Origin of the sequence: Nostoc sphaeroides (assembly GCF_003443655.1) — a bacterium.
GTDB lineage: Bacteria > Cyanobacteriota > Cyanobacteriia > Cyanobacteriales > Nostocaceae > Nostoc > Nostoc sphaeroides.
The window spans coordinates 6090499-6114541 of record NZ_CP031941.1 but is presented as its reverse complement, the minus strand read 5'-3'; the positions used below and the strand labels follow the sequence as shown (position 1 = coordinate 6114541).

22 protein-coding genes and 1 pseudogene are annotated in these 24043 nt (G+C 40.3%); 13 read left to right on the top strand and 10 right to left on the bottom strand.

From position 1 onward, the window contains the following. Positions 1–35: 35 nt before the first annotated feature. The gene (locus D1367_RS27350; protein ID WP_118169931.1) at positions 36–1388 is read right to left on the bottom strand and encodes a histidine phosphatase family protein; all 1353 of its coding nucleotides are present in this window, start codon (positions 1386–1388) and stop codon (positions 36–38) included. 172 nt (positions 1389–1560) lie between these two features. Beyond that, positions 1561–1734, bottom strand: a complete 174-nt coding sequence (locus D1367_RS31370) for a hypothetical protein (protein WP_181984981.1) — start codon at positions 1732–1734, stop codon at positions 1561–1563. Positions 1735–2265: 531 nt separating this feature from the next. Here D1367_RS31370 and D1367_RS32995 point away from each other — a divergent pair. After that, on the top strand, positions 2266–2775 hold the full coding sequence (locus D1367_RS32995; RefSeq protein WP_118169927.1) for a calcium-binding protein: 510 nt from the start codon (positions 2266–2268) through the stop codon (positions 2773–2775). Between the two features lie 1090 nt (positions 2776–3865). Here D1367_RS32995 and D1367_RS27335 read toward each other — a convergent pair. Then, positions 3866–4216, bottom strand: coding sequence for a hypothetical protein (locus tag D1367_RS27335; protein ID WP_118169925.1), 351 nt, complete (start codon positions 4214–4216; stop codon positions 3866–3868). Positions 4217–4400: 184 nt separating this feature from the next. On the opposite strand from D1367_RS27335, the gene D1367_RS27330 reads away from it, so the two are divergent. Beyond that, positions 4401–7841, top strand: coding sequence for a two-partner secretion domain-containing protein (locus D1367_RS27330; protein ID WP_118169922.1), 3441 nt, complete (start codon positions 4401–4403; stop codon positions 7839–7841). Positions 7842–7940: 99 nt separating this feature from the next. Here D1367_RS27330 and D1367_RS31365 read toward each other — a convergent pair whose 3' ends face one another. From D1367_RS31365 to D1367_RS27305, 7 genes are all read right to left on the bottom strand, one after another. Then, complete coding sequence (locus D1367_RS31365) at positions 7941–8171, bottom strand: hypothetical protein (RefSeq protein ID WP_118169920.1); 231 nt, start codon at positions 8169–8171, stop codon at positions 7941–7943. Between the two features lie 240 nt (positions 8172–8411). Further along, on the bottom strand, positions 8412–8765 hold the full coding sequence (locus D1367_RS27320; protein WP_118169917.1) for a hypothetical protein: 354 nt from the start codon (positions 8763–8765) through the stop codon (positions 8412–8414). Positions 8766–8909: 144 nt separating this feature from the next. Then, positions 8910–9038, bottom strand: a complete 129-nt coding sequence (locus tag D1367_RS32990; protein ID WP_267313660.1) for a hypothetical protein — start codon at positions 9036–9038, stop codon at positions 8910–8912. A 10-nt stretch (positions 9039–9048) separates the two neighbouring features. Beyond that, positions 9049–9198, bottom strand: a complete 150-nt coding sequence (locus tag D1367_RS31360) for a hypothetical protein (RefSeq protein WP_181984980.1) — start codon at positions 9196–9198, stop codon at positions 9049–9051. Next, a complete protein-coding gene (locus D1367_RS27315) occupies positions 9195–9512 on the bottom strand; it encodes a type II toxin-antitoxin system RelE/ParE family toxin (protein WP_118169915.1) in 318 nt (105 codons plus the stop codon). Before D1367_RS27315 ends, D1367_RS31360 begins: the two co-directional genes overlap by 4 nt. Further along, positions 9512–9766, bottom strand: coding sequence for a type II toxin-antitoxin system ParD family antitoxin (locus tag D1367_RS27310; protein ID WP_118169913.1), 255 nt, complete (start codon positions 9764–9766; stop codon positions 9512–9514). Before D1367_RS27310 ends, D1367_RS27315 begins: the two co-directional genes overlap by 1 nt. Before the next feature lie 21 nt (positions 9767–9787). Then, complete coding sequence (locus D1367_RS27305) at positions 9788–9991, bottom strand: hypothetical protein (RefSeq protein WP_118169910.1); 204 nt, start codon at positions 9989–9991, stop codon at positions 9788–9790. A 925-nt stretch (positions 9992–10916) separates the two neighbouring features. Here D1367_RS27305 and D1367_RS27300 point away from each other — a divergent pair. The 11 genes and pseudogenes from D1367_RS27300 to D1367_RS27250 all read left to right on the top strand — a co-directional run bounded on the left by D1367_RS27300 (position 10917) and on the right by D1367_RS27250 (position 23995). Further along, entirely contained in the window at positions 10917–11315 is a 399-nt protein-coding gene (locus D1367_RS27300; protein ID WP_118169907.1) for a hypothetical protein, read from the top strand. Positions 11316–12784: 1469 nt separating this feature from the next. After that, positions 12785–15842, top strand: a pseudogene (locus tag D1367_RS27295) (peptidase domain-containing ABC transporter). 103 nt (positions 15843–15945) lie between these two features. Next, complete coding sequence (locus D1367_RS27290) at positions 15946–17484, top strand: beta-barrel domain-containing protein (protein WP_118169904.1); 1539 nt, start codon at positions 15946–15948, stop codon at positions 17482–17484. An 81-nt stretch (positions 17485–17565) separates the two neighbouring features. Next, the gene (locus tag D1367_RS27285; protein ID WP_118169902.1) at positions 17566–17763 is read left to right on the top strand and encodes a hypothetical protein; all 198 of its coding nucleotides are present in this window, start codon (positions 17566–17568) and stop codon (positions 17761–17763) included. A gap of 114 nt (positions 17764–17877) precedes the next feature. Next, positions 17878–18675 (top strand): peptidylprolyl isomerase, encoded by a 798-nt coding sequence (locus D1367_RS27280; RefSeq protein WP_118169899.1) that lies wholly within the window; start codon positions 17878–17880, stop codon positions 18673–18675. A 434-nt stretch (positions 18676–19109) separates the two neighbouring features. After that, complete coding sequence (locus D1367_RS27275; protein WP_118169897.1) at positions 19110–19445, top strand: hypothetical protein; 336 nt, start codon at positions 19110–19112, stop codon at positions 19443–19445. Between the two features lie 1039 nt (positions 19446–20484). Next, positions 20485–20778, top strand: a complete 294-nt coding sequence (locus D1367_RS27270; protein WP_118169894.1) for a hypothetical protein — start codon at positions 20485–20487, stop codon at positions 20776–20778. 81 nt (positions 20779–20859) lie between these two features. Beyond that, complete coding sequence (locus tag D1367_RS27265; RefSeq protein ID WP_118169892.1) at positions 20860–21153, top strand: hypothetical protein; 294 nt, start codon at positions 20860–20862, stop codon at positions 21151–21153. Positions 21154–21234: 81 nt separating this feature from the next. Next, complete coding sequence (locus tag D1367_RS27260) at positions 21235–21543, top strand: hypothetical protein (protein ID WP_118169889.1); 309 nt, start codon at positions 21235–21237, stop codon at positions 21541–21543. Between the two features lie 651 nt (positions 21544–22194). Then, positions 22195–22623 (top strand): hypothetical protein, encoded by a 429-nt coding sequence (locus D1367_RS27255; RefSeq protein ID WP_118169887.1) that lies wholly within the window; start codon positions 22195–22197, stop codon positions 22621–22623. 316 nt (positions 22624–22939) lie between these two features. Then, positions 22940–23995 (top strand): calcium-binding protein, encoded by a 1056-nt coding sequence (locus tag D1367_RS27250; protein WP_118169884.1) that lies wholly within the window; start codon positions 22940–22942, stop codon positions 23993–23995. The last annotated feature ends 48 nt before the right edge of the window (positions 23996–24043 follow it).

The following is a 24043-nucleotide window of genomic DNA, read 5'->3' as shown; positions in this document are numbered from 1 at the left end:
TATTCCTAACTCCTCACTCCTCACTCCTAACTTTTTTACAACGCCCCTGCTGCTGTTTTATCTAGTACGCCTCCACCAAAGTGAGCGGTGATGTTCATCGCTTGCAATACTGGTAAACTATCGATTCCACAAGGATAGTCGATAACACTAACTGCGCCATTACCCTGACGGAAATTCCAGAAATTTTCCAGCGATAAACCTAGAACGTGACAAAGTAAGGTTTTATTAGTTGCATCGTGAGCTACTACTAATACAATTTTAAATTGATTCGTTGATGCTGCTTCCACAATTGATTGCCAAGCTGCAACGCTACGTTCCCACACCTCTTGCAAATTTTCCCCTTCAGGCATTTGCACTTGGGCTGGTACTAACCGCCAGCGCTGCAATTCTCCGGGAAACTCTTGCTCTATCTCTATTTCTAATTTTCCTTCCCAGAGTCCGTGGCTGATTTCTCTTAAACCATCTTGCAAGTCTAACTTTACATTAGGATGTTGTTTTAGAATAATCTCTGCTGTTTCTTTAGGGCGTAGCATTGGGCTACTTACAGCATAATCAATCGTTACGTCTTGGAGAAATTCGCCTGCTTTTTGCGACTGTTGTCTACCGTTGTCGTTGAGGGGGACATCAATTTGCCCTTGAAACCTGGTTTGGCGATTCCAGTCAGTTTCACCGTGACGCACCAATAATAACCGTATTCCTTGATGATCTGGTCGCAATGAGGGTAGACTTTCCCCAGTGTGTTGCGTCTGATTTAAGGATTCTAGCTGAACTGGTTCCCCCAATCCTCCAGCAAAATTTAGTACACTGATGCCACAGTTAGATTGCTGTATTGAATGGTAGCGACTTGCCGGAATTCCCAAGGCTGTGCTAATCAAGGCGCGATTAATGCCGTTATGTCCGACGATGAGAATAGTTTCGCCTTGATGTTGAGACAAAGTTTCTTGCCAAAAGTGCCGCGCTTGTTCGTATAAAGCAAGAACAGGAAAATGTTCTCTTGTCCCTTGTGCATCATTTAGCAGCATCCGCAGTTCGTCGGGGCGTTGATGCCAAGTGCGGTAGTCTTCAGCAAATTTCTGCTTAACTTCAGCAGTTAGCAGTCCTTCCCATAAAGGTAAGTCAATTTCTAGCAGCAAATCAGAAACTTGGATTACAGCAGATTGTTCAGGATCAGTAGCTAACTCACTATGAATAATATCTGCTGTGTGTTTCGCTCGTTGCAGGGGACTGCTGTAAATTGCATTAAATAAAATATTGCTGAGGGCTTTGCCAGTAAAACTGGCATCGTTACGACCTTTTTCGGTTAATGTTGACGCATCAGTGCGTCCCTGAATACGCCGCTCGGTGTTATAACCGCTTTGACCGTGGCGCACAATGATGACACGAGTCATCTAAAAGCCCTCCTCTTATCTAGACGATTAATTTTACTGCAAAATCATTGCACATTTAGCAATTCAGGAAGGCGGATTTAGTTAGGTACGAAAGCTACCTCTGCCCCATTCAAGGATTTAAAAGCAGCCGCTAGCTCTGTAAGTGCTGACTATAGGCACAAAATTGTTAGAATTACAATTGCGGCGCACTGTAACCATTGTAATTTTGCCATTGCGGCGATCGCCCCCTTGAAATTGAATGACTCCCGTTGCACCTTTCTTTAACCGAGAATTTAGGCTTTGCAAGTGTTTTCTGAATGCCGATGCGGGTAGGATTTGCCGTCAAGGCTTTGCTTAAAACCAACACTGCGTCGTAGCTGTTGGCGGTTCGCCAGGTAAGATCATTTAGAGCGATTTTCCAAAGGCTTTGAGTTTGGTGGACAAACGAGGAGTAGGACTAAAGTCAATACTACTCGGTTAAGCATTTTGAACTCAGAATTTGGTTTGGGGAAAAGGTTACTGGGGTTGGGTTAAAGGTTTTTTCTTTCCCTTTTCCCCTTCCCCTTTTCCCCTTAACCGAGAAGTATTGGGACTAAAGTCCTTACTACGAACTTTTATAACCCACTACTCCCCACCTTCACCCGTCATTTTTGGGTTGACAGACCACTATTACACTACAGAATTTTTCTTGCTTCATATTACAGACATTTTGTCAAACTCAAATTTAGACCAGTAAAATGAACAGCTAAAACTGAGCTTGCTTACCTGATATCAAATACCTTCTAATTGAATGTGTAACTGGTTGTCCCCAGTAATATTACTGGGGGCGTACCAATAAGGTGATGGAATTATCCAAATACCTTTGCCTTAACTCGATTTAAATCAAGGAGAAACTCAAATGGCTATTATTGATGGCAGTTCGTTTAGCGATGTACTTTTTGGCACCGACGGTAACGACGTGATCGCTGGCTACCCGGCTGGCTCTGGTTTGTTTGATTACGACGGCTATGATACATTGTTTGGTTTTGCTGGCAACGATATATTGTTCGGTGGGAATCAGGATGACATCCTTTATGGCGGAGATGGTAACGATATATTGTCCGGCTCTGGAAACAGTGGCTTAGTAGAATACGACACCTTAGTTGGTGGTGCTGGTTTTGATACTTTCGTTATTGGCAATTCCTTTGGTGTTCAATACCAAGGTGCTGGTTACGCTACCATTACTGACTGGAATCCCTCTTCTGATTTGATTCTAGCTGGGGGTTTCTCTAGTCTATACTCTTTTGGGAATGCAGACTTGAGTGGCGGTTTTGCTCTAGACACACAGATTTACTACGGCAATGACTTGATTGCTAACGTTCAAGACACTACCAATGTCAGTGTTTCTAGAGACTTTATCTTTGCCTAGTTAGCACTTTGTTCGCCCGAAAATGCATTCGCCCTTCAAAATCTGCGATGGCGCACAACGCCCGCAGGAAATGCGATCGCATTTCCTATATAAGCCAAATATATGCGTTATCCAGAACCCTTGTCAATTCCGTTCGGTTAAGGAATTTTTTGGTTGAGGCAGGCTGTTCTTGAGCAGGGAGAGAAGAGAAGCTGTTGTTGAGAGAAGAATTGCTGAACAATAACCATCTTTCCTTCCCTGCCTCAAGAGCTTATCCGAACGGTATTGGAACCCTGGTAGAGAAATAGCAGTGCTATTTCTCTTTTTTATCATTTGAAACCCTTGATTCTGTAGGTTCGCTTATTTCGATTTGATTATAGATGTTTCTCTTTAACTATTGGCTGCGTCGAAGGCAATGGCAGATGAGAGCCAGGTAAAACGCTCAAAATCGCCCATCTAGAGCGTTTCAGAGATATCTTAAGAAAATTAATTCACAGGTATTGAATTTAACATAGATAATTATGCAGTTTTCTGCACTCAAGCGATCGCTTAAGTGCATTCCCCAGGAATGAAAACTGCACACAAATAAGCAGAAAACTTCGATGCGTAAGATTAATTTCTAATTTAATGTATAACTCATCGCCAACATTCAGAAGGCAGAAGTCCCCTCGTTAGCCCCTTCCCTACGGGACGCTGCGCGAACGGGGAAGTCAAAAGTCACTCATTCAAAAGTCAATGAAGAGAGTAGGGGAAGCAGGGGGAGCAAACCCCATACTTAAAAGCAAAAAAATTGTAGGTTGGGTGGAGGCTTTGCTTAACCCAACATCCTGATATATGTTGGGTTGCGCTCCGCTCCACCCAACCTACGTCTGAACTTTACTTCAGGGCGGGATGTCGGTAAGTGTGACAGTTTAACTCAATTCCGTGGGTTTAAGTCCCCCGGTTCAATAAATAAGTAAGTTTTGTGTTGGGGTTAAATCTCCATTACAAAACTTAATTACGAATTACGAATTACGAATTACATTAATATGGTTTGTCACGAAAATTTTGGGTCTTGCGCCTAACGCACCGTATTATGTGGCAATGCGTTAGGCTAAACCTATAACACACCCTACTTAAGATTTACTTTATTAATGAACTTTGAGGGGATGAAAGACTTATCCAAATAGCCTTGATTTATTGCTTGATTTATTATTTCCCAATAGTGGGGTTTGAAAATACCCGAAGGGTGGGGGTCTTTTGAGATAATAGGTGTTGGGGGAGGATCTATAAGCCTACAGTTTCCCTGACATGAACAATTTCCTCCAGATAAAACTTTACATTCATTAATCGCTGGTTCTACTTTTATTTGAGGTACATCTCCACCAATAATTTTTTCAGCCTCGGCTACTGTAATTTCCTGCACAATAATTGATTCAACATCGTCTAAATCGAGGATTTTTATTTGAGTATAATTATGCATTTTAATCACCTAATTGGCTATTTCTCGTCGAGGCAAAATTACCTCTGGTTAATTTTTATGTTTCGTATTATATTATGATTTTTGTGCCCTTTGTATCAATTGATTACAAAAATTTAGATTTTTCCGGTATCAATAGCAAAAAAAACTCATACTTATTAATAATGTTGTTAAAAACAATCATCAAATGGCTGAAAACTTACGCAGTTCATCTTGGCTATTAAGGCTAATCATTTCTGTAGTTATTAGTGGTGCATACGTCAATGTTTGGGATCGCACCTTTGCTCAGATTACACCTGATAGCACTTTACCCACTAATTCCACTGTCAAATTAGAGGGGAATACCAGAATTATTGAAGGAGGAACTAGAGCTGGAAGTAATCTTTACCACAGTTTTGAGCAGTTTTCTCTACCCACTGACAGTCAGGCTTACTTCAACAACCTTCTCGATATTCAAAATATCATCAGCCGCGTCACGGGTGGTTCTGCTTCTGTTATTGACGGTCTGATTAAAACCAATGGTTCTGCTAACTTGTTTTTGATCAATCCCAATGGAATTATTTTTGGATCTCACGCCGAATTGAAAATCCAAGGTTCTTTGATTGCAACTACAGCAAATAGTCTCAAATTTGCAGATGGCGCTCTGTTTAGCGCGTTTCCTTCCCAAAGCACACCTCTGCTAACGGTAAGTGTTCCCATTGGTTTGCAATTTCAGGGAACAGCAGGAGGTATTCGTGTAGAAGGATCTAATCTCAAAGTGGAACCTAGTAAAACTCTAGCACTTGTGGGCGGTGATGTGACGTTACAAGGAGGTAAACTAGAAGCTTTCAAACAAACGAATTTGACATCAGGAGTACGGATTGAGTTAGGTAGTGTTGCTGGTGTTGGAGAAGTGAGCTTGAACCAGAAAGATAACAATTGGGTATTGGGGTACGCTTCTGTAAATAATTTTGGCGATATTCGATTACAAGACAAAGCATTTGTCGATGTTGCCGATATTGGCGGTGATGTTCAGATTCAGAGCAGGAATTTGGTTGTCACAGGAGGCTCATTGATTTCTGCTGCAAAGATAGACGTTAATGCTGCTGACTCCGTGCAACTAAGTGATGCTGATAGCGGCTTGTTTACTAAAACTGAAGGTGCTGAAGGTGCTGGAAATGCAGGAAACTTGACAATTAACACCAAACTCTTGAGTGTGCGGGATGGAGCGAAAGTATCAACTACTCCTATCGGTAACGGTTCGGCGGGAAATTTGACGATTAACACTGGGCAGTTAATTGTCGGAAATGGCGGACGGATATCTAGTGGTTCTTTTAATCAAGGAAAACCTGGAGAAATAAAGGTTAATGCTGCTGACTCCGTGCTACTAAGTGATCTTGGTAGCGTCTTGTCTACTATAACTAAAGATGCTGAAGGTGCTGGAAATCCAGGAAACTTGACAATTGACACCAAACTCTTGAGTGTGCGGGATGGAGCGGCAGTATTTACTAATACTGTAGGTAACGGCCCGGGGGGAAATTTGACGATTAACACTGGGCAGTTAATTGTGGGAAATAGCGGACAGATATTTACTCTTTCTTTTAATCAAGGAAAACCTGGAGAGATAAAGGTTAATGCTACTGACTCCGTGCAATTAAGTGATGCTGGTAGCATCTTGTTTACTAAAACTAAAGATGCTGAAGGTGCTGGAAATGTAGGAAACTTGACAATTGACACCAAACTCTTGAGTGTGCAGGATGGAGCGGAAGTATTTACTAATACTGTAGGTAACGGTTGGGCGGGAAATTTGACGATTAACACTGGGCAGTTAATTGTGGGAAATAGCGGACAGATATATACTCGTTCTTCTAATAAAGGAAGACCTGGAGAGATAAAGGTTAATGCTGCTGACTCCGTGCAATTAAGTGATGCTGGTAGCATCTTGTTTACTGAAACTGCTGAAGGTGCTGGAAATGCAGGAAACTTGACAATTGACACCAAACGCTTGAGTGTGCGGGATGGAGCGCAAGTTTCAACTACTACTAAAGGTAACGAACCGGGGGGAAATTTAACGATTAACACTGGGCAGTTAATTGTGGGAAATCGCGGACAGATATTTACTGATTCTTCTGCTCAAGGAAAACCTGGAGAGATAAAGGTTTATGCTGCTGACTCCGTGCAATTAAGTGATGCTGGTAGCATCTTGTTTACTGAAACTGTCAAAGGTGCTGGAAATGCAGGAAACTTGACAATTGACACCAAACGCTTGAGTGTGCGGGGTGGATCGCAAGTATCAACTAGTACTATTAACAGCGAGGGAAAGGGAGGAAATTTGTTTGTGATTGCTAGGGATTTGGTGGAATTACAAGGAACAGGAATATCACCAACAAGTGGGAAGCCAGTCCCTAGCCTTTTAACTACTAAAACAACAGGTGTTGGCGATGCCGGAGACTTAAAGATTATTACTAGGGAGTTAATTCTGGGAAATGGCTCACAGATATCTACTAATTCTCGTGGTCAAGGAAATGCTGGAGACATAGAAGTTGATGCTTCTGATATTGTTAACATTTTTGGAGTTTCCATTGATAAAACGGCAAGTGGGTTATTTTCACGTACCTATCAAAGAGGGCAGGGAGGAAACATCATTATTGATACCAATGCTTTTCGGCTAGCAGACAATGGGGTTGTAGATGCCCGCACTTTCGGTGAAGGAAATGCTGGAAATATCACAGTGAAAGTGAAGACTTTAGAAGCGGTTAATGGTGGGCAAATCCTTGCCAATAGTTCCATAGGCAGCAGTGGGTTTGCAGGTAGTATCACAGTTAATGCTACCGATGGGATAACTATATCTGGTAGTGCTGCCTTCAAACGGTTTGTCCGAGAATTTGATCGAGATTTGGTTGAGGATGAGTCTGTTAACAGTGGGTTGTTTGTTCGCTCTCAAGGGTCAAACATCACAGGTAATATCAACGTCAACTCACCCAAAATTACCTTAGACAACCAAGCTCAACTCAACGCTGAATCTGCATCGGGTAACGGTGGTAACATTAACGTCAACAGCGACTTGCTCTTACTCCGTCATGGCGCTCAAATCTCCACTAACGCAGGTACAGGCAATCTAGGTGGCAATGGCGGTGACATCAATATCAACTCAAAATTTATCGTTGCAGTTCCCAACGAAAACAGCGACATCAGAGCCAACGCATACACTGGCAAAGGTGGAAAAGTCAAAATCAACTCCCAAGGGATCTTCGGTATCGAGTCGCGGACAAAACCAACCGATAAAAGTGATATTACAGCAAGCTCGGAATTCGGCGATCCTGGTGTGACAAATATTAAGGCACCTGATACCAGTTCTATTCAAAATAGCTTTACCAGATTCTCACCAAACGTCATCGATACTAATGTACTTCTTGCTAATAGCTGCATTTCACGCGCTATCAAGGGACAAGAAAACTCTTTTATAATTACAGGTTCCGGTGCTTTACGCAATAGTCCGGGAGATGTATTAATTTCACCATACACAACTGGTGATGTGCGTAGTGTTGAACCAACATCGCGCCCCTGGAAAAAAGGCGACCCAATTATTGAGGCACAGGGAGTATATCGATTACCCAATGGGCAATTAATCTTGAGTCGAAGTTGTTAAACCAAAATATTGCACATAGCACATATAGGGGTTCTCAATTGCATGAAATACAGACCTAACAAGAACAGCCCCTTAAGAGCTAGCGTTGGGGAGTAAGACTTAAAGCCTCTCTCCTTTTAAGAGAGAGGTCAAAATGTATTGCATCCAAATGAGAACCGCTATATTAGAACTTTTGCAGTTTTCTACAAAAGTTCTAATATGCACAATCGTGCGTAGTTTACGAATCGTGATGCGTAAAGCCCCCTTACCTCGTTCCCAGTCTCCGACTGGGAATGCCATCCTAAAGGCTCCGCCTCCCATTTCTGGCGGCAGAGCCGCAACGATCAGCATTTCCAGCCTCTGGCTGGAAACGAGATTTTAAGGTTTAAAACCGGATTTCGTCCCGCTACGCGCTTTCGCCCGCAAGTGGCGCGTACTCCTACGGAGAAGCAAGCTACGCGCTAGCGTCTCGTCAGAGAAACAGTCTTTCTATCCCAAGGTAGGTAGAAACCCCACCCCGAAGTGTCTGTCTTAATTCAATTACGAATTACGAATTACGAATTACGAATTACGAATTATTTTCATACCTAATTATTCTCTCCCTATATCTAACTGCACTTGCAATCCATCATTGTCATTCCCAGACTGAGCTGGTGCTAATAAAACAGAAGTGTCTGGCTGTGATAATGTTTCGTTAAACTGGATTTTGACTGGAGTTTTATTGCCTCTTCTATTATTGTTGGAGATGCTTGCTGGATTAGTTTGCTCAAAAAAGCTTTTAAAGTCTTCTTGCGCTGTTCTACGATCAATTCCAACAAGAGAATTACCAGTTGATCTGTATTGCTCTAGATTTGAGCTTGATGTTGGTGACTGTGCGTATACTTGGCTTCCTAAGCTTGCAAAGGCTGCCGTAATCCCCAAGAAAGCAATAATTTTGGTGTTCATCTGTTTTATCCAAATTATCTTTTATATTGCTCGTCTATTATTCTCTGGGAAAATTATTTGAATTAACTCTATGGTTATGTTGCTACTACATTGATTATATTGCGTATAGACTTAGACTGTCAATGATTCATGTGGTTTTAAGCATTACCAAGCTATAACGAATGGCATCTCTTGGGAAATTGGATTATTTGGTTGAGTTTGCAAGCGATCGCAGTTAAGTTCGTTGAGATATACTAGCCTTAAATCAGGGATATTATCAGGTAAATCAATCACATCCCCTTGTTTAAGTAGTTTTTTCCATCTTATCAAGCTTGTTAGGCGTTGTGTTTGGACAAATTTCTGCGATTAGTTTGCCCCATTGCATTTGTGTTGATGAGAGAATAGCGATCGCTCCACCAAAGTAATCATACAAGCGATCGCTAATCAATATCACTCCTGTTCTAAAATCCTTTCTATATCTTGCCCTGCATAGAGAATCCGCACAATTTCAATGCTTTCATCTCGCTCAAAGTAAAAAATTAAATATTTTTGAAATCCCTCAACAGCCCATTTACGTAAACCTTGTAAACGAAGATTCTCCAGGGGATAACGGCTACCCATTCCAGGCATTCTTGCTAACTGTGCAAAAGTTTCTCTTACAGAGTCAAAAAACAAAAGAGCCGTGTCGGGGTTTTCTTGGGCAATGTAAACAAAATACTCATCAATATCTAAACTGGCTTTGGGTGTAATGACTATCCGCTTTGTCATTATTTCTCTTGATGCATCTGGTTGATCAAATGTGTGCGTTTTTGCTGCCACCATTCATCATTAACTTCTACTGCTTCTCCACTTTCAAGTCCTGCAATTAAAAGTTCTTCTACATGTTCTTGCATCTTGCGTTTTTGGTCTTGAGTGATTAACTCTTGTAGATATTCGCTAACTGAACCGTAGCCACCTTCAGCCACTTGTTCTTCAATAAAGACTTTCATCGACTCAGGCAAGGAAATATTAATGTTACTCATAACCTTGGCAGCGAGGTTGAACTATTTTTCCATCTTATCAAGGTCTTTGCGGAAACGTTTAACGATCGCACCTTGGTTGATGAGAAAATAGCGATCGCTCAAAACTACTAGTACAGCGCGGCGTAAATAAACAGACCATTCAAAATCAACGGAACGCTTACTCTGTCTTAATTTTGAATTTTGAATGCGTGAATTTTGAATCCGCCTTGCGGTACTAAATTGCAAACTCTATCGCCATTTGTGGGCGGGCTACGGACTTTACAGTTAAATTTTGCATTAGTTGCAACAACCTGTCTGTTACCTTTTTGGTTGTTTTTTCTAAGACTTTGGTGGGTATTAAGTAGAGCGGCGTGAATAATGAAGAGGTTTGTAGTGAACGCGAGTGCGTCTCGTAGAGAGGAATAAAGTCCTCTCTACGAACTAATTTCAAGATTTTTTACATTACTTAATCTAGTTTGATTTATTCTCACCGACTTACTTAGGGAACTCCAAAAAATAAATTATTCCACATTCAAGTCGTTGACTGTTGACTGTTGACTGTTGACTGAAAACTCGTGAACCGTCAACGGTCAACAGTGAACAATAGCAATGGAATATTTTTTTACTTGGAAGTCCCTTACAGAACTGATTGCGATCGGCGCAGTAGTTAAAGGTTCCATCTGCTACTTTGACTATGTGTATCTGCTTAATACACTGCTTTTGTTCTAAATCTTACCACTAAGTTAATAAATTTAGATTCACTTCAGCATTACTTGCTCAATTTCTGGCGTGTGATATCTAGGCTTTTTGATTTGCAATCAGTTGTCGTCAATAACATCACGCTTTAAGTTACTAAAATAACGAGTTTAGTTACCACCACTACGATTTTTGTTACAAACATCATAATTTTCGTTACAATATTACAATTTTGTTACTAAAATAACGAGTTTAGTTACCACCACTACGATTTTCGTTACAAATATCATAATTTTCGTTACAATGTTACGAGTTTAGTTACCACCACTACGATTTTCGTTACAAATATCATAGTTTTAGTGGATATTACTTAAACTATAGTTATATCCAGCACTAAGATTGTGGATTTTACTCAACCAAAATTAAGCTTTAGTAAGGCAAGCTAGTTCTAGAACACAATCAAAAGAACATAATTATGCCTCGTCAAAAGCGTACATATCGCGTTCTAGAAAAAGCTGAATTGAGAATGTCTGGACTCAAAGCAATTGATCCGAGTATGGATTTTGGCGATGCTCGCAACTTGCAAAATATCACACAAATAATTCAGCAGTACCGTAGCAAAATAGAAGCTTATAATACTACTCTGGCTGTGATTGACTCTTACAAAAATGAGATGAAAGAGTTGGAAACAACCTTGAGCGACTTGACAGAAAAAATGCTTCTTGGAGTTGCCTTTAAGTACGGCAAAGATAGCCATGAATATCAAATGGCGGGTGGTGTTCGCAAAAGCGATCGCATCCGCAAAAGCACAGCGACACGTTTAAAAACGACTCTCAAGGAAAGCGCTAGTGAGAGTGCTAAAACTGCATTATAGCCTTAGTGGACTGGATGGAGCCATCGCAGAATAAATTGTTGGTAAATTGAAAAGAATTTGACTTGAGGGCAAGACACCAATCGATACTGTCACAATTACTGCGTCGGCTAGGTAAATCTGCCGTTGAGTGTGAATGCATACGCCTTGATAGTCATAAAGAATTTGATTAACCACCTCAAACAACTGTATATAAGCTCACGAGCCAGATAATCTATGATTGTGTCCATAAGCTAAAACACATCTAATTTGCAGATTAAAATTTTTTCAATATCTTATGGGGTGGGCATCTTACCCGCCCTGATTATCTAACTTGAATGCTGATTAGCTTATCACCGACTAGAGCGCGATCGCTACTTGGAAATATTTCTCCCTGTGCTTGGGTAGCTGACGTTAGCAGGAACCAACAGAAGCCCGATGTCTAACCCGATAGGGCACAAAAGAATTGAAAAGCCTCTAATTTATACCCAGACTTACTTACAGTCCTTTACGTATTTATTTATAGCGTATTTTTGCTCTGCTGGGGTTCTCAACGACTATTTACACTAAACTTGGTGACCAGTCTTTTAGCCTTGAGTATACTTTGTTTCTAACTCCCGACAAAATGGGCAAACTAGAAGTATTTTGTGCTGTTATAACTTGCACCATACTGTGTGGTCTATTTGTTTAAAGATTTAATGTATGAAGGGGTGAAAATTGTATTTTTTCTGCAAAGAATTGTCCCTGATGTAATTTTTCAAAAAATTTACATGAAAATAAGCATCGGCTATTCAAACTTTAAGTTAATCAGTGTAAGCTAATTATGTAAATATGTTTATCGCAATAACTATTTAAGCGCTCAGACTAATTCTGCTATAGGAGGTGTAATAAAAATTACATGCTTAACTTGAGTATGTGTTGTTTAAAGAGACTAAACATGACTGTAAAAAGATTGAGTTTAGTAGCTTTTAAGCAAAGCAAGCAATATTGTTGAAGTAAGATTTTTATTGAGTAGTAAAATCTCAAAAAATCATCATCTGCTTTATAGTTTTTCTTCTCTCTTGACTGTAGCGTGCCACAAGCCAGCTTTTTAATGCTGGAGGTTAGGCGCTATAGACAGAAGCATAGCCTAATAAATTGATTTTGATGCCAAGGCATAAAACCGTAGAGGTTTTGCTGGTGAATTCTTATTCAATCTTTTGCTGAAAGCACGAATCTTGTGGGGGCTAAAGACACCGCAAGAATTAATGCTTTGGAAGCAAAGAAACTTGGTTATGCAAACGTCTAGCGCGATATATTGGCATTCACATTAGTGATTGTCAAGATCAAGAGTTCAGTTACAACGAGTGGCGCTGTTTCCCAAATAAAAAATATAAACTCTTTTCTTCTAGCAAGTTTAGGGTTCCCTTGCAGATATAAAAGTATCAAAACATACTTTTTATTATTTTTTTTAATTTAGACCAATAGCTAAATTTTGTCTTGGAGGTTAAAAAATGCCATCCGTGCTTTCTGGGGAAGATGTAGGCCAAAGGCTCTTGTCCACCTTGGGTGCAAAGCTTTCAGAAAAAGAATTACAAAATTTTTTGGCAGCAATGGAAATTGTGGAGCCACCACCAGCAAAGCAGTTCTGGCAATCTGCACAGACTAATCCTGGTATCTATATTATCCTTACAGGTAAAGTCAGGCTGTTGGATAGCTCTGAGAATTTAATCACTACCTTTGGTGCATGGTCTGTTTTTGGCGAATTGACTCTTTTTCCCGAAGCTGACTTTAGTCCTTATGTAGTCAGAGCTTCGACAAGCTTAAAACTGGGCTATTTTAGACAAGACGCATTGCAAATATTAATAGATAAGTATCCTAATATTCGCGATCGCCTTTTTGCCCGTGCAGAACTTTGGGATTTACTGTTGTTATGTCGCCAAACCTCACAATTATCGTGCCATACTTCACAAATACCAGGAATGCTCAAAGCTTTATCTCTCTTTGAGCGACAGCATTTAGAAACTGGCTCTGTAAGTCCAGAAATATCCCAAGATTCCCAGCTATGGCTATTGTACAAAGGGAAACTGCGGCATTCTGAAGGCCATCTTTTGACACCAGGTACAATCTCTGCCCAACCAAAACAAGGTGATTGGCAGGTAACTCAACCAACAATTGCTTACATTCTGAAAAACGACCAGATGCAAGCAGCACTAGAATACTTCCCGGAGTTAGCGGAGTGGGGAGAGACGCGATTAATCCCTTCTGTACTAAAGAGTGGGGAAAAAACTTCCCAATCTCCAAAATCTAAAATCATTCCTTTTCCCCAACGAGATCAGCAGTCACAACAACCAAAAAAATCACGTTTTTACTTTCCTAGTCCGAAAGTGCAAGTAAGGCATTGGTGGAAACGCCTCACTAAAAGCTATCCCTTCTATGCTCAACAAAGCGCTGCCGATTGTGGTTCTGCTTGCTTGGTAATGATTGGTAACTATTGGGGCAAGCATTTTAGTATCAATCGCCTGCGAGATATGACCAACGTCAACCGCAGTGGTGCATCTCTCAAGGCTATGGCAACAGCAGCAGAAAACCTGGGTTTTGCCACCCGTCCGGTGAAAGCCACTCTTGATAAATTAGCAGAACAACCTTTACCTGCAATTGTCCACTGGGAAGGCAAACACTTCATCGTTGTCTATGAAATCACTCCTAAGCGGGTAATTGTATGCGATCCGGCCCTTGGTCAACGCAGCCTAACAAAAGCTGAATTTCAAGAGGGTTGGAGTGGTTATGCCTTGTTACTGGAACCTACAGCTTTATTACAAAATACTAAAAACGAAAATACAAGTTTCTGGAAGTTTTTTGAGTTAATTAAACCTCACTATCGGGCACTATTAGAAATCTTTGCAGCTTCAATATTAATCCAAATATTTGGACTGGTAACGCCAGTATTCACTCAGTTATTGCTCGATAGAGTCCTTGTGCAACGTAGCGTTACAACCTTAAACGCCATTGGTTTGGGGATGATTGTTTTTGGGTTATTTGGTGTGGCTGTCAATGCTCTACGCCAATATCTTTTATTTCATACTGCCAACCGCGTTAGCGTCGCCCTACTCGTAGGTTTTATCAAACATACCTTTCGCTTGCCCCTTTCTTATTTCGAGTCGCGTTTTGTTGGGGATATAGTCTCGCGCATCCAAGAAAACCAGAAAATTCAGCAATTCCTTACCGGTCAGACACTCTCGATTTTGCTGGATATGCTGACATTGGTAGTTTATCTGGGCTTGATGTTCTCTTATAGCTGGCGCATGTCATTATTCGTGCTGTGTACAGTACCGCCATTTTTTATCTTAGCGCTAGCTAGCACAAATATTTTGCGCCGCATCTCCAGAGAAATTTTTAATGCAGGCGCTAAAGAACAAAGCTATCTCATAGAATCCCTAAGTGGAATTCGTACCGTCCGCTCATTGTCAATTGAACAGAGTGTGCGCTGGCGTTGGGAAGAACTGCTGAATGATTTGGTCAAAAAAGCCTTTAATGCTCAGATAATTGGTAATCAGCTGCAAATTCTCAGTGGCGTTATCCAAACTTTTGTCAATACTGCATTGCTGTGGTATGGAGCGACTCAGGTAATTAATGGCGAACTGACGATTGGACAATTAATTGCTTTCAATATGTTAGTGGGTAACGTCTTGAGTCCTTTCCAGAGGCTATCTATGCTGTGGAATCAATTGCAAGAAATTGTAATTTCCACCGAACGCATAAATGATGTGTTGGAGGCAGAACCAGAAGAAGACTTAGAAACTAAACCCCGGAAGGCATTGGGCAAGCTGCGCGGTCACATTAGCTTTCATAATGTCACCTTTCGCTATCACTCAGAAAGTGAGACTAACGTCTTAGAAAATCTTAACTTTGAAATCCAACCAGAACAGATGGTTGCAGTGGTGGGGCGCAGTGGTTCTGGAAAAACAACCCTGAGTAAATTGATTTTAGGTTTATATCCACCGACAGATGGCAAACTACTGATTGATGGTAGTGAGATCACGAGTATTTCGTTGCGATCGCTCCGTTCTCAAATCGGCGTTGTAGACCAAGATACCTTTCTCTTTGGTGGGACTATTCGGGAAAACATTGCGATCGCTCATCCGAATGCTTCAAATGAAGAAATTATCCAAGCAGCAAAATACGCCGGAGCCGATGAATTTATTCAAAAACTACCGATGGGTTACGAATCCCAAATTGGTGAAGGCGGCGGTATGCTCTCTGGTGGACAACGCCAACGCCTAGCGATTCGCTCGGGCTTTGCTTGGAAATCCTCGGTTATTACTATTTGATGAAGCCACCAGCCATCTAGATTCCGAATCAGAGCGAATCATTCAAAACAACCTCAAAACAATTCTTCAAGGACGCACAAGTGTAATCATTGCCCATCGCCTCTCTACAGTCCGCAACGCTGATTTGATTCTAGTTTTAGATCAAGGCGTTTTGGTAGAAAGCGGTACTCACGACGAATTAATCACTAAAAAAGGTCATTATTACTACCTCAATCAACAACAACTAGCTCAAGTTAGTTGAGATTGGGGATTAGTCATTAGTCATTTGTCATTAGTTATTAATTCTTTTCCCTCAGTCCCTCATCTCCCCCCACTCCCCATCTACTTTTATCGGAACTAAAGCTATGCCATCTCCCAATAGATCATCGCCACTTCCTCAAGATCAGACAGATAAGTACCAAAGTTACACACAACAAGAGGAATCTGTAGAAGTTGCTGAGGCAGAAAGTAATAGTCAAGATTTGCACTACGGTACTGAAGCATTGCTCAATGCCTTACCTCGGATTTGGACTCGTGGTTTGTTGTATGCACTCATAGCTTTTGCTGGTTTGTTTTTACCTTGGGCAACTCTCTCGAAAGTAGATGAGACTGGTAGTGCTAGAGGGCGTATAGAACCTAAAGGCGCAACTCAAAAATTAGACGCTCAAGCTGGTGGGAGTGTCAAAACAGTTATGGTCAAAGAAGGAGATACAGTTAGAGCCGGCCAGGTTTTAGTAGAACTAGAGTCTGATGTCTTGCAAACAGAACTGCAACAAGTGCAGAGCAAATTGCAAGGGTTACAAAATCGGCAATCGCAACTGGAACTGCTCAAAAATCAACTTTTAATGTCAACTAACCTTTTAGAACAACAAAATAAATCCCAAGAATTAGAAAAAATGGCTCAAGTTAACCAGGCGCAGCAAAACCTGGATACCAAACTGAGTAGCTATAACCTCCAAAAGTTAGAAAAACAAGCATTAGTTAAGCAAGCCCAGCAGCAGATTTACACTACTCGCGATGATCAACAATCGGCTAAAACTCGTTTGAGTATAGATTCTAGGCAAATTGAACGCTTTAGCAAACTCGTTAACGATGGCGCAGTTTCTGCAACCCAAATTGATCAACTCAAAAAAGAAGAACAAGAAAGCAAACGACTCTATAGCAAGGCTATATCAGATATTAAACAAGCAGAATTGCAGTTAGCAGGAGAGCTAAATCGTTATCAAGTAACTATCAAAACGTTGGAGTCTGATATCGAACAAGCAAAACTGCGACTGCAAGAGGAACAAAGTAGCTATAAAAGTTTGATGCAAGCCGGACAACTGGCTGTAATGAAAAATCAGGAACAACTAAAAGACCTACAAACGCAAATAACAGCAGTTCAATCAGAAGTCGCTCAGACTAGAAGCCAGATTATATCTATTAAAGTTCAGATACAGCAACGAGTGGTGCGATCGCCAATTAATGGCGTAATTTTTGAATTACCCACCACGAAGTCAGGAGCAGTAGTACAACTCGGTCAAAGGATTGCCCAAATCGCACCCAAGAATGCAGACTTCGTACTCAGAGCTAATATGCCTAATCAGGATAGTGGTTTCTTGAAGTTAGGAATGCCAGTTAAAGTCAAGTTTGATGCCTATCCCTTCCAGGAGTATGGCATCGTACCAGGGAAAGTTACTTGGATCTCTCCTGACTCGAAAATTACCCAAACTCCGCAAGGGAACATCGAAAACTATGAATTAGAAATCACCTTAGAGCAGCAATATGTCGAAAATGGCAACAAACGTATCCCATTAGGTGCCGGTCAGACAGCAAATGCTGAAGTGATCATTCGTCAACGGCGGGTGATTGATTTTGTTTTAGATCCGTTCAAGAAACTGCAAAAAGGCGGTTTAGAGATTTAGTCAACATTTCCAGTTCGTGCATCTCAAGTTTGCCCTCGCTTTACTAGAGAGAGCTACAGCATTAATTAGCAAGGTTATTATATGCATCCAATTGACCTAATGAGGAAATATGGCTGGTCTTACCACAAGCTAGCCGCAGAGTTTGGAGTTTCAGAAGTTGAAGCTAGACGATGGGGATTTAGAAAAACTGCCAGCAACTACCGAAATCCCCCGTTAATGTCTTACAAACTAGCAGAAAAAATTGATAAAGAATTATTAACTAAATCTGTATCTTTATAGAACCATTGTGACCTAGACCCCGCTTCAAAATCGGGTTTTAATTAAAGGTTAAGCATCAAAACTCCATCTTATCTATGTTTGAGATAAGGAATACCCTATGAAGGCATCTGTATCATGTCGGAACATTTCACTATTTCAACCTTAGATATCATTCACAGCCTCAAACTTTCCTGTCAGATACCTGATGTGGTGGAGGCGATCGCATCACAAAGCATCATTACCAAAACAGCTCAAGAGCTAAGAATTACAGTCACACCAGAAGAACTACAGCAAGAAGGAGATGACTTAAGGTTTGCTAAGAAGCTTGTCAAAGCTAAAGACACCTGGACATGGCTAGAAAAACACCACCTGTCTGTAAATGAGTTTGAAGAATTAGCCTACAACAACATCCTTTCACGGAAGTTAGCAAATCATCTATTTTCTGATCAACTCGAAAAGCACTTTTATGAACACCAACTCGATTATGTCGCCGCCGTTACCTACGAAGTCATCTTCGAGGATCGAGACTTGGCTTTAGAGCTTTTTTATGCACTCGAAGAAGGCGAAATCAATTTTCCTGAAATTGCTCGTTTATATATTTCAGAACCAGAACTCCGCCGTGCTTATGGATATCAAGGACTGCGATATCGCAAAGATTTTCGCCCAGAGATTGCAGCTGCTGTATTTGCTGCTGCACCCCCAAATGCTCTCAAACCGATTACGACACCCAAGGGAGTGCATTTAATTTGGGTGGAAGAAATTATTCAACCCCAATTAGATGAGCAATTGCGCCAAAAAATCATTACAGAATCATTTTCTAATTGGTTAAAGCAACAAATCAACGCGATGAGAATTGTCACTCAAATAGACTCAGATGCAAACGTGCGATCGCACGAAGAATTGCTAGATACGTCATTCACTAAAACTAAATAGGTGATGAAATTGCAAATGTTTTGGTATCTAAATGTTTTATCTAACTTAAGATAGATGTTTCAAAAATTATATAAATGTTATGTGGGTAGGCATTTTTTGCTTGAAAGTTTCATAAGCTGCGAGGTTTAGGAGTTTGTAAATCCATCTAAGGAGAGATATTTTTAGAGATTAACAAAATAACTTAAATAGCTATAAAGCTTGCTAGGCAGCAATAGTTTTAATCAATGCCTAGATTTTTTCTGCTATTTTTTATGGTTTTAATTAATGCTATTTTTGATGATTTTTAGCTAAATAGATTAATTATTTTAATCAAAGTATTTTCAAAAAAGAATTGACTTTTATCAAAAATGAAGTATAGTAATTGTGTGTTAATAAATAACAATCAGTTACGCCAAAAACACTCAAAACAGTTCTAAGTTTCAGGAGAAAGTCAAATGATTATTTCTGATCTAAAATACTTAGCAAATACCTCTGAAGAAATTTTTGGTGGTCGTGGTACTAACATCAACAACTTCTACACTGCAACCAAGACAGTTACAGCTAATGTTAATGAAAACTTCACCAAGACAATTATCACTAACTTGGGTGGTTTAACAGGAAACGTTGCTGAATTAGTTGTTAGTGCTGATGCTACTGGAGACAATACCTTCAGCAGCGTCATTGGTGGTGTGCAAACCGAAGCGAATCGCTCTGAAAGTTTCGTTAATGCTATTTCTGCTACCACTCAGAATCCTACCGAACAAGAGGTAGCAGGGATCGTTACCCACTAACCCACATTTTTAAACGTGGGATTGAAAACTTGGACAACGCAATTCTTACGCTACGCGTCTCGAAAAACATCTTTTTTTTGAGTGAGCTTCAGACTCACAGTTAAAGTCTAAAATTATTTTGTGTTCCCTATTAAGACTTTTCTCTCCCTTTTTTGGTGAAAGAAATCATTGAACCCCAACTATGATGAACAGTTGCGTCAAAAAACCATTAGAAAATGATTTTCTGATTAGTTAAAGCAACAAATTAAGGCTATGAAAACAGTTACTCAGATAGCAGTACGCTTGGGTTAAGGGTAAAACACTTGATCGAAGTCACTTTTTTTACATAGATGCATCAGCATGTGTCTACAACATGCTGTTCGCGAACGTAGATAAGGAGCTTGGTGCATGTCCTGTGCGTCGGGACTACTGCTTGATGTTTTCCCTTACGAGTATTGCACACTATTGTGTTGGGCTATTTCGGTAAAAACAGACTACCTCTGTTTTTGCTGAAGGTATTGTTAACTGAACCCTATTGGATCAGATAGGTTCAGATGCAAATGTGCGATCGCACGATAAATTCCTAGATATCTTATTTACTAGGACTAAATAAGTTATTAAATTACAAATGTTTTTTAGCTAACTATCTTATCTGATTTAAGGTAGATTTTTCTAATGTTATAAAATCTGACAAATACTGCTATTGTTTGCTTAAAACATTTAATATTGTTTTCCTTTTGTCTCTTTTGTATATCCATCGACAAAATGCTGTTTTAGCGCGATTAAAAACTTAAATTAAATCGCTACAAGTCTTGATGGGCAGTAATAAATTAAATTATTGTCTAACTTTAGTATGGTTTTTTGGGTTTTAATTAATGCTTGTATATGATCGTTTTAAGCGGCAATAAGCGGCAATAATATTAGTTTTTTTAATGATGAAATTTTTAGCAAAGTGTTGACTTTTTTCAGAAATGGATTATAGTAATTATGTGGCTAACAAAAACAACTTTGTAACGCCAAACATACCAGCCAAAAGCTAAAACTTTCAGGAGAAACTCAAATGATTATTTCTGATCTAAACTACTTAGAAAATACCTCTGAAGAAATTCTTGGTGGTCGTGGTACTAACATCAACAACTTCTACACTGCAACCAAGACAGTTGTAGCTGATGTTACCGAAACCTTCACCAAGAGCGTTACCACTAACTTGGAAGGTATCCAAGGCAACACTGCTGAATTAGTTGTTAGCGCTGATGCTACCGGAAACAGAACCTTCAGCAGCGTTATTGGTGGTGTTCAAGTTGAAGACGATCGCTCTGAAACCTTCGTTAACGCTATTGCTGCTACCATCTAGTAGTAATAATGTGGCTAACAAAGACAACTTTGTAACGCCAAAGATTCCGCACAAAATTTCCAACTTTCACGAGAAACTCAAATGATTATTTCTGATCTAAACTACTTAGAAAATACCTCTGAAGAAATTCTTGGTGGTCGTGGTACTAACATCAACAACTTCTACACTGCAACCAAGACAGTTGTAGCTAATGTTACCGAAACCTTCACCAAGAGCGTTACCACTAACTTGGAAGGTATCCAAGGCAACACTGCTGAATTAGTTGTTAGCGCTGATGCTACCGGAAACAGAACCTTCAGCAGCGTTATTGGTGGTGTTCAAGTTGAAGACAATCGCTCTGAAACCTTCGTTAACGCTATTGCTGCTACCATCTAGTAGTAATAATCTGGCTAACAAAGACAACTTTGTAACGCCAAAAATTCCGCACAAAATTTCCAACTTTCAGGAGAAACTCAAATGATTATTTCTGATCTAAACTACTTAGAAAATACCTCTGAAGAAATCCTTGGTGGTCGTGGTACTAACATCAACAACTTCTACACTGCAACCAAGACAGTTGTAGCTGATGTTACCGAAACCTTCACCAAGAGCGTTACCACTACCTTAGATGGTATCCAAGGCAACACTGCTGAATTAGTTGTTAGCGCTGATGCAACCGGAAGCAGAACCTTCAGCAGCGTTATTGGTGGTGTTCAAGTTGAAGACGATCGCTCTGAGACTTTCGTTAACGCTATTGCTGCTACCATTCGTGATCCTGGAACTTAATCCAACTGGATTAGTTAAGGTTAAGCCTAAAAACAAAAGCAGGTTAGAGTGAGTAAGAAAACCAACACTCCATAGCAATTGTTTTGTTGGGTTATCTTGTACTCTACTCAACCTACTGTTGGATGTTTAAAGATTGCTGAAAACTATATTGGTTTATAGTTTTCAGCAATTTTCTAAATTAGATTCAATGTTAACACAGTTAATCAGACAGTTGCAAGATTTACCTCTTTATGTAAGGTGATATGTGTTTGTGAATGTAGGAAACCTCTTGTCAAGTCGAGTAATGCTAGGGTAGCGTCTCCAAAGTTCAGCATCTAAGCAAGTAGCATACTCAGTAAACCAAAACATTTTTACAAGTCTTACCATCTGGACATTTCAGCTTCTGTCAAAAAAGAGGAAAGGGGGCAGGGCGCACAAAGCTTAGGGGAGAACGCCATAAATAAATTTATGTCTGCTGAAACTTGGACGTATTATTTCCTGTCGTAATGCATCTCGAAATAAATATTTAACATTAAGCATCAATAAATTTATTTGCTCTGAAACCCTTTTGGTAGGGAATTACACCATCTTCTCCCATGCTCCCTGCTCCTTGCTCCTCTCCTCTCTGGTCAAGTCGGTATTGTATATCTAGCAAGATCAAGAGGAAATCTAATGAGCAGTATTTTTTTAACAGGTCTGTCCTACGTCAATATGAGCGGTGCCGGCGGCAGCATCAACGCCAGCATTTCTTCCCCTACAGGTTTAAGGATTAACAGGAGTCAAGAAGTTTTCGTACCCGGAGCAAGATCCAATAGAAGTACTGTGGTAGCTACGAATTCCTACACTGGAGATAACACGAACGATTTGTTATTAGGAGGTCAAAATAACGGTACTTTCGTCAGCAATTTAGGCACTGATACATTTAGAGGTACTAATCGCAGTTTATTTCTAGGTACAACAAATTCTACTTCTGGGCGTAGTAATGTCATCAGTGATTTGAATTCATCTTTAAGTAATGTGATTGGGATAGGAACAAATAATAACCTGTTAAGCAACTTAGAATTTGCAGGCTTCAATTCGATAGGTGATAGTTTCATGTGAGGTGCTAATTTAGCCTATTTTTAGAGCAGTTTTTACAAATATTTTTGGTTTGGGGAAAACAATAATTTAGCAATGAACCTAATGCTCCAAAATAGCTAATCTGAGGATGTTTTAAAAGCCCTATTGTTGGTATCAAAACGTTTTAGCTCCTCCTAAATCCCCCTTTTTAAAGGGGACTTTGATTCCGGTTTCCCCTTCAAAAAGGTGAGTCAGTGCCGTGTCTAAAATCATAGCAAAATACTTTTAAAACATCCTCTTGGGATAATTACGCACTACACATTGGCAACTTCAACCAAGAATTTGCGAGGTAAAAAACATGGCAATTGTAGAAATAAATGACAGCAACAATATAGAAGGCAATAATGCTGATAGAATAGCGAATCTTTTTAATCGTAGCAACGATATATTGACCGGGAGAAATCGTAATAACAATACATCTGGAGGTGGGAGTAGTTTTTTACAAGGAACTAGGGGCAACGATCTATTAAGTGTCCCAGAAGGAAACACTAATACTAGGAGTTACACGATTCTTGGTATTAGTGGTAACGATACTTTGACTGGGGGAGGCGGTAATGACAATATAAATGCAGGTTTCGGTGGTAGTTCCCTATTGAATGGAGGAGATGGGAATGACAAATTGTTTGGCAGCCTTGGTGACGATACCCTGAATGGGGGTAGCGGTAATGATCTGCTGAGTGGAAGTGCTGGTGATGACTTGCTAAATGGGGATAGTGGCAATGATTCGCTCAATGGAAGTCTCGGCAATGACATCCTTAATGGGGGACTTGGAAATGATAATCTCTCAGCAAGTGAAGGGGATGACTTTCTTTTTGGGGATGCTGGCAATGACAGCCTCGATGGAAGTGCGGGTAGTGACATAATATTTGGGGGCGGTGGTAATGATATTCTCACTGGAGGCCCTAGCGGAAATCCTGATGCTCCTGAAGGATTCTTTGATGACGTTCTCGTAGGGGGTGCTGGTAGTGACACCCTGAAGGGATTTGGCGCTCGTACAGGATCAGGTGGTGATGGTACAGCAAAATTATTTGAGAGAGATGTGTTAGTAGGTGGTGGTGCGGTTAACCAAAACGGCAATATTACAGATTCTTCTGGCGATGGCGTGAAAGACGTATTTTTGCTTGCAGATGCCGATGGCCCTTTTTATACAGGATCTGGCAATAAGGACTTTGCTATTATTCAAGGCTTTGAGAAGGGTATTGATGAGTATAGACTACTTTCACCTGGTTTAAATTTTAGATTTGGAACTCGACCGAATCCGAATGGCGGTGGTCTTGACACGTATGTTTTTGCCGAACTTCCTACTGGTTCTGACCTAATTGCGATTTTTACAAATGTTGACCTGATTGGCTAGGTATACCTCGTAATAAATAGAGAATGAAATTAACAATGCCTTGTTTGT

Excerpts from the sequence above, each read along its gene's own strand:
- D1367_RS27270 (WP_118169894.1), top strand. The coding sequence starts at position 20,485 with ATGATTATTTCTGATCTAAACTACTTAGAAAATACCTCTGAAGAAATT.
- D1367_RS27350 (WP_118169931.1), bottom strand. The coding sequence starts at position 1,388 with ATGACTCGTGTCATCATTGTGCGCCACGGTCAAAGCGGTTATAACACC.
- D1367_RS27310 (WP_118169913.1), bottom strand. The coding sequence starts at position 9,766 with ATGAGTAACATTAATATTTCCTTGCCTGAGTCGATGAAAGTCTTTATT.
- D1367_RS27275 (WP_118169897.1), top strand. The coding sequence starts at position 19,110 with ATGATTATTTCTGATCTAAAATACTTAGCAAATACCTCTGAAGAAATT.
- D1367_RS32995 (WP_118169927.1), top strand. The coding sequence starts at position 2,266 with ATGGCTATTATTGATGGCAGTTCGTTTAGCGATGTACTTTTTGGCACC.
- D1367_RS27285 (WP_118169902.1), top strand. The coding sequence starts at position 17,566 with ATGCATCCAATTGACCTAATGAGGAAATATGGCTGGTCTTACCACAAG.
- D1367_RS27320 (WP_118169917.1), bottom strand. The coding sequence starts at position 8,765 with ATGAACACCAAAATTATTGCTTTCTTGGGGATTACGGCAGCCTTTGCA.
- D1367_RS27290 (WP_118169904.1), top strand. The coding sequence starts at position 15,946 with ATGCCATCTCCCAATAGATCATCGCCACTTCCTCAAGATCAGACAGAT.
- D1367_RS27315 (WP_118169915.1), bottom strand. The coding sequence starts at position 9,512 with ATGACAAAGCGGATAGTCATTACACCCAAAGCCAGTTTAGATATTGAT.
- D1367_RS27260 (WP_118169889.1), top strand. The coding sequence starts at position 21,235 with ATGATTATTTCTGATCTAAACTACTTAGAAAATACCTCTGAAGAAATC.
- D1367_RS27265 (WP_118169892.1), top strand. The coding sequence starts at position 20,860 with ATGATTATTTCTGATCTAAACTACTTAGAAAATACCTCTGAAGAAATT.
- D1367_RS27255 (WP_118169887.1), top strand. The coding sequence starts at position 22,195 with ATGAGCAGTATTTTTTTAACAGGTCTGTCCTACGTCAATATGAGCGGT.
- D1367_RS27300 (WP_118169907.1), top strand. The coding sequence starts at position 10,917 with ATGCCTCGTCAAAAGCGTACATATCGCGTTCTAGAAAAAGCTGAATTG.
- D1367_RS27250 (WP_118169884.1), top strand. The coding sequence starts at position 22,940 with ATGGCAATTGTAGAAATAAATGACAGCAACAATATAGAAGGCAATAAT.
- D1367_RS27280 (WP_118169899.1), top strand. The coding sequence starts at position 17,878 with ATGTCGGAACATTTCACTATTTCAACCTTAGATATCATTCACAGCCTC.
- D1367_RS27335 (WP_118169925.1), bottom strand. The coding sequence starts at position 4,216 with ATGCATAATTATACTCAAATAAAAATCCTCGATTTAGACGATGTTGAA.
- D1367_RS27330 (WP_118169922.1), top strand. The coding sequence starts at position 4,401 with ATGGCTGAAAACTTACGCAGTTCATCTTGGCTATTAAGGCTAATCATT.
- D1367_RS31365 (WP_118169920.1), bottom strand. The coding sequence starts at position 8,171 with ATGCTGATCGTTGCGGCTCTGCCGCCAGAAATGGGAGGCGGAGCCTTT.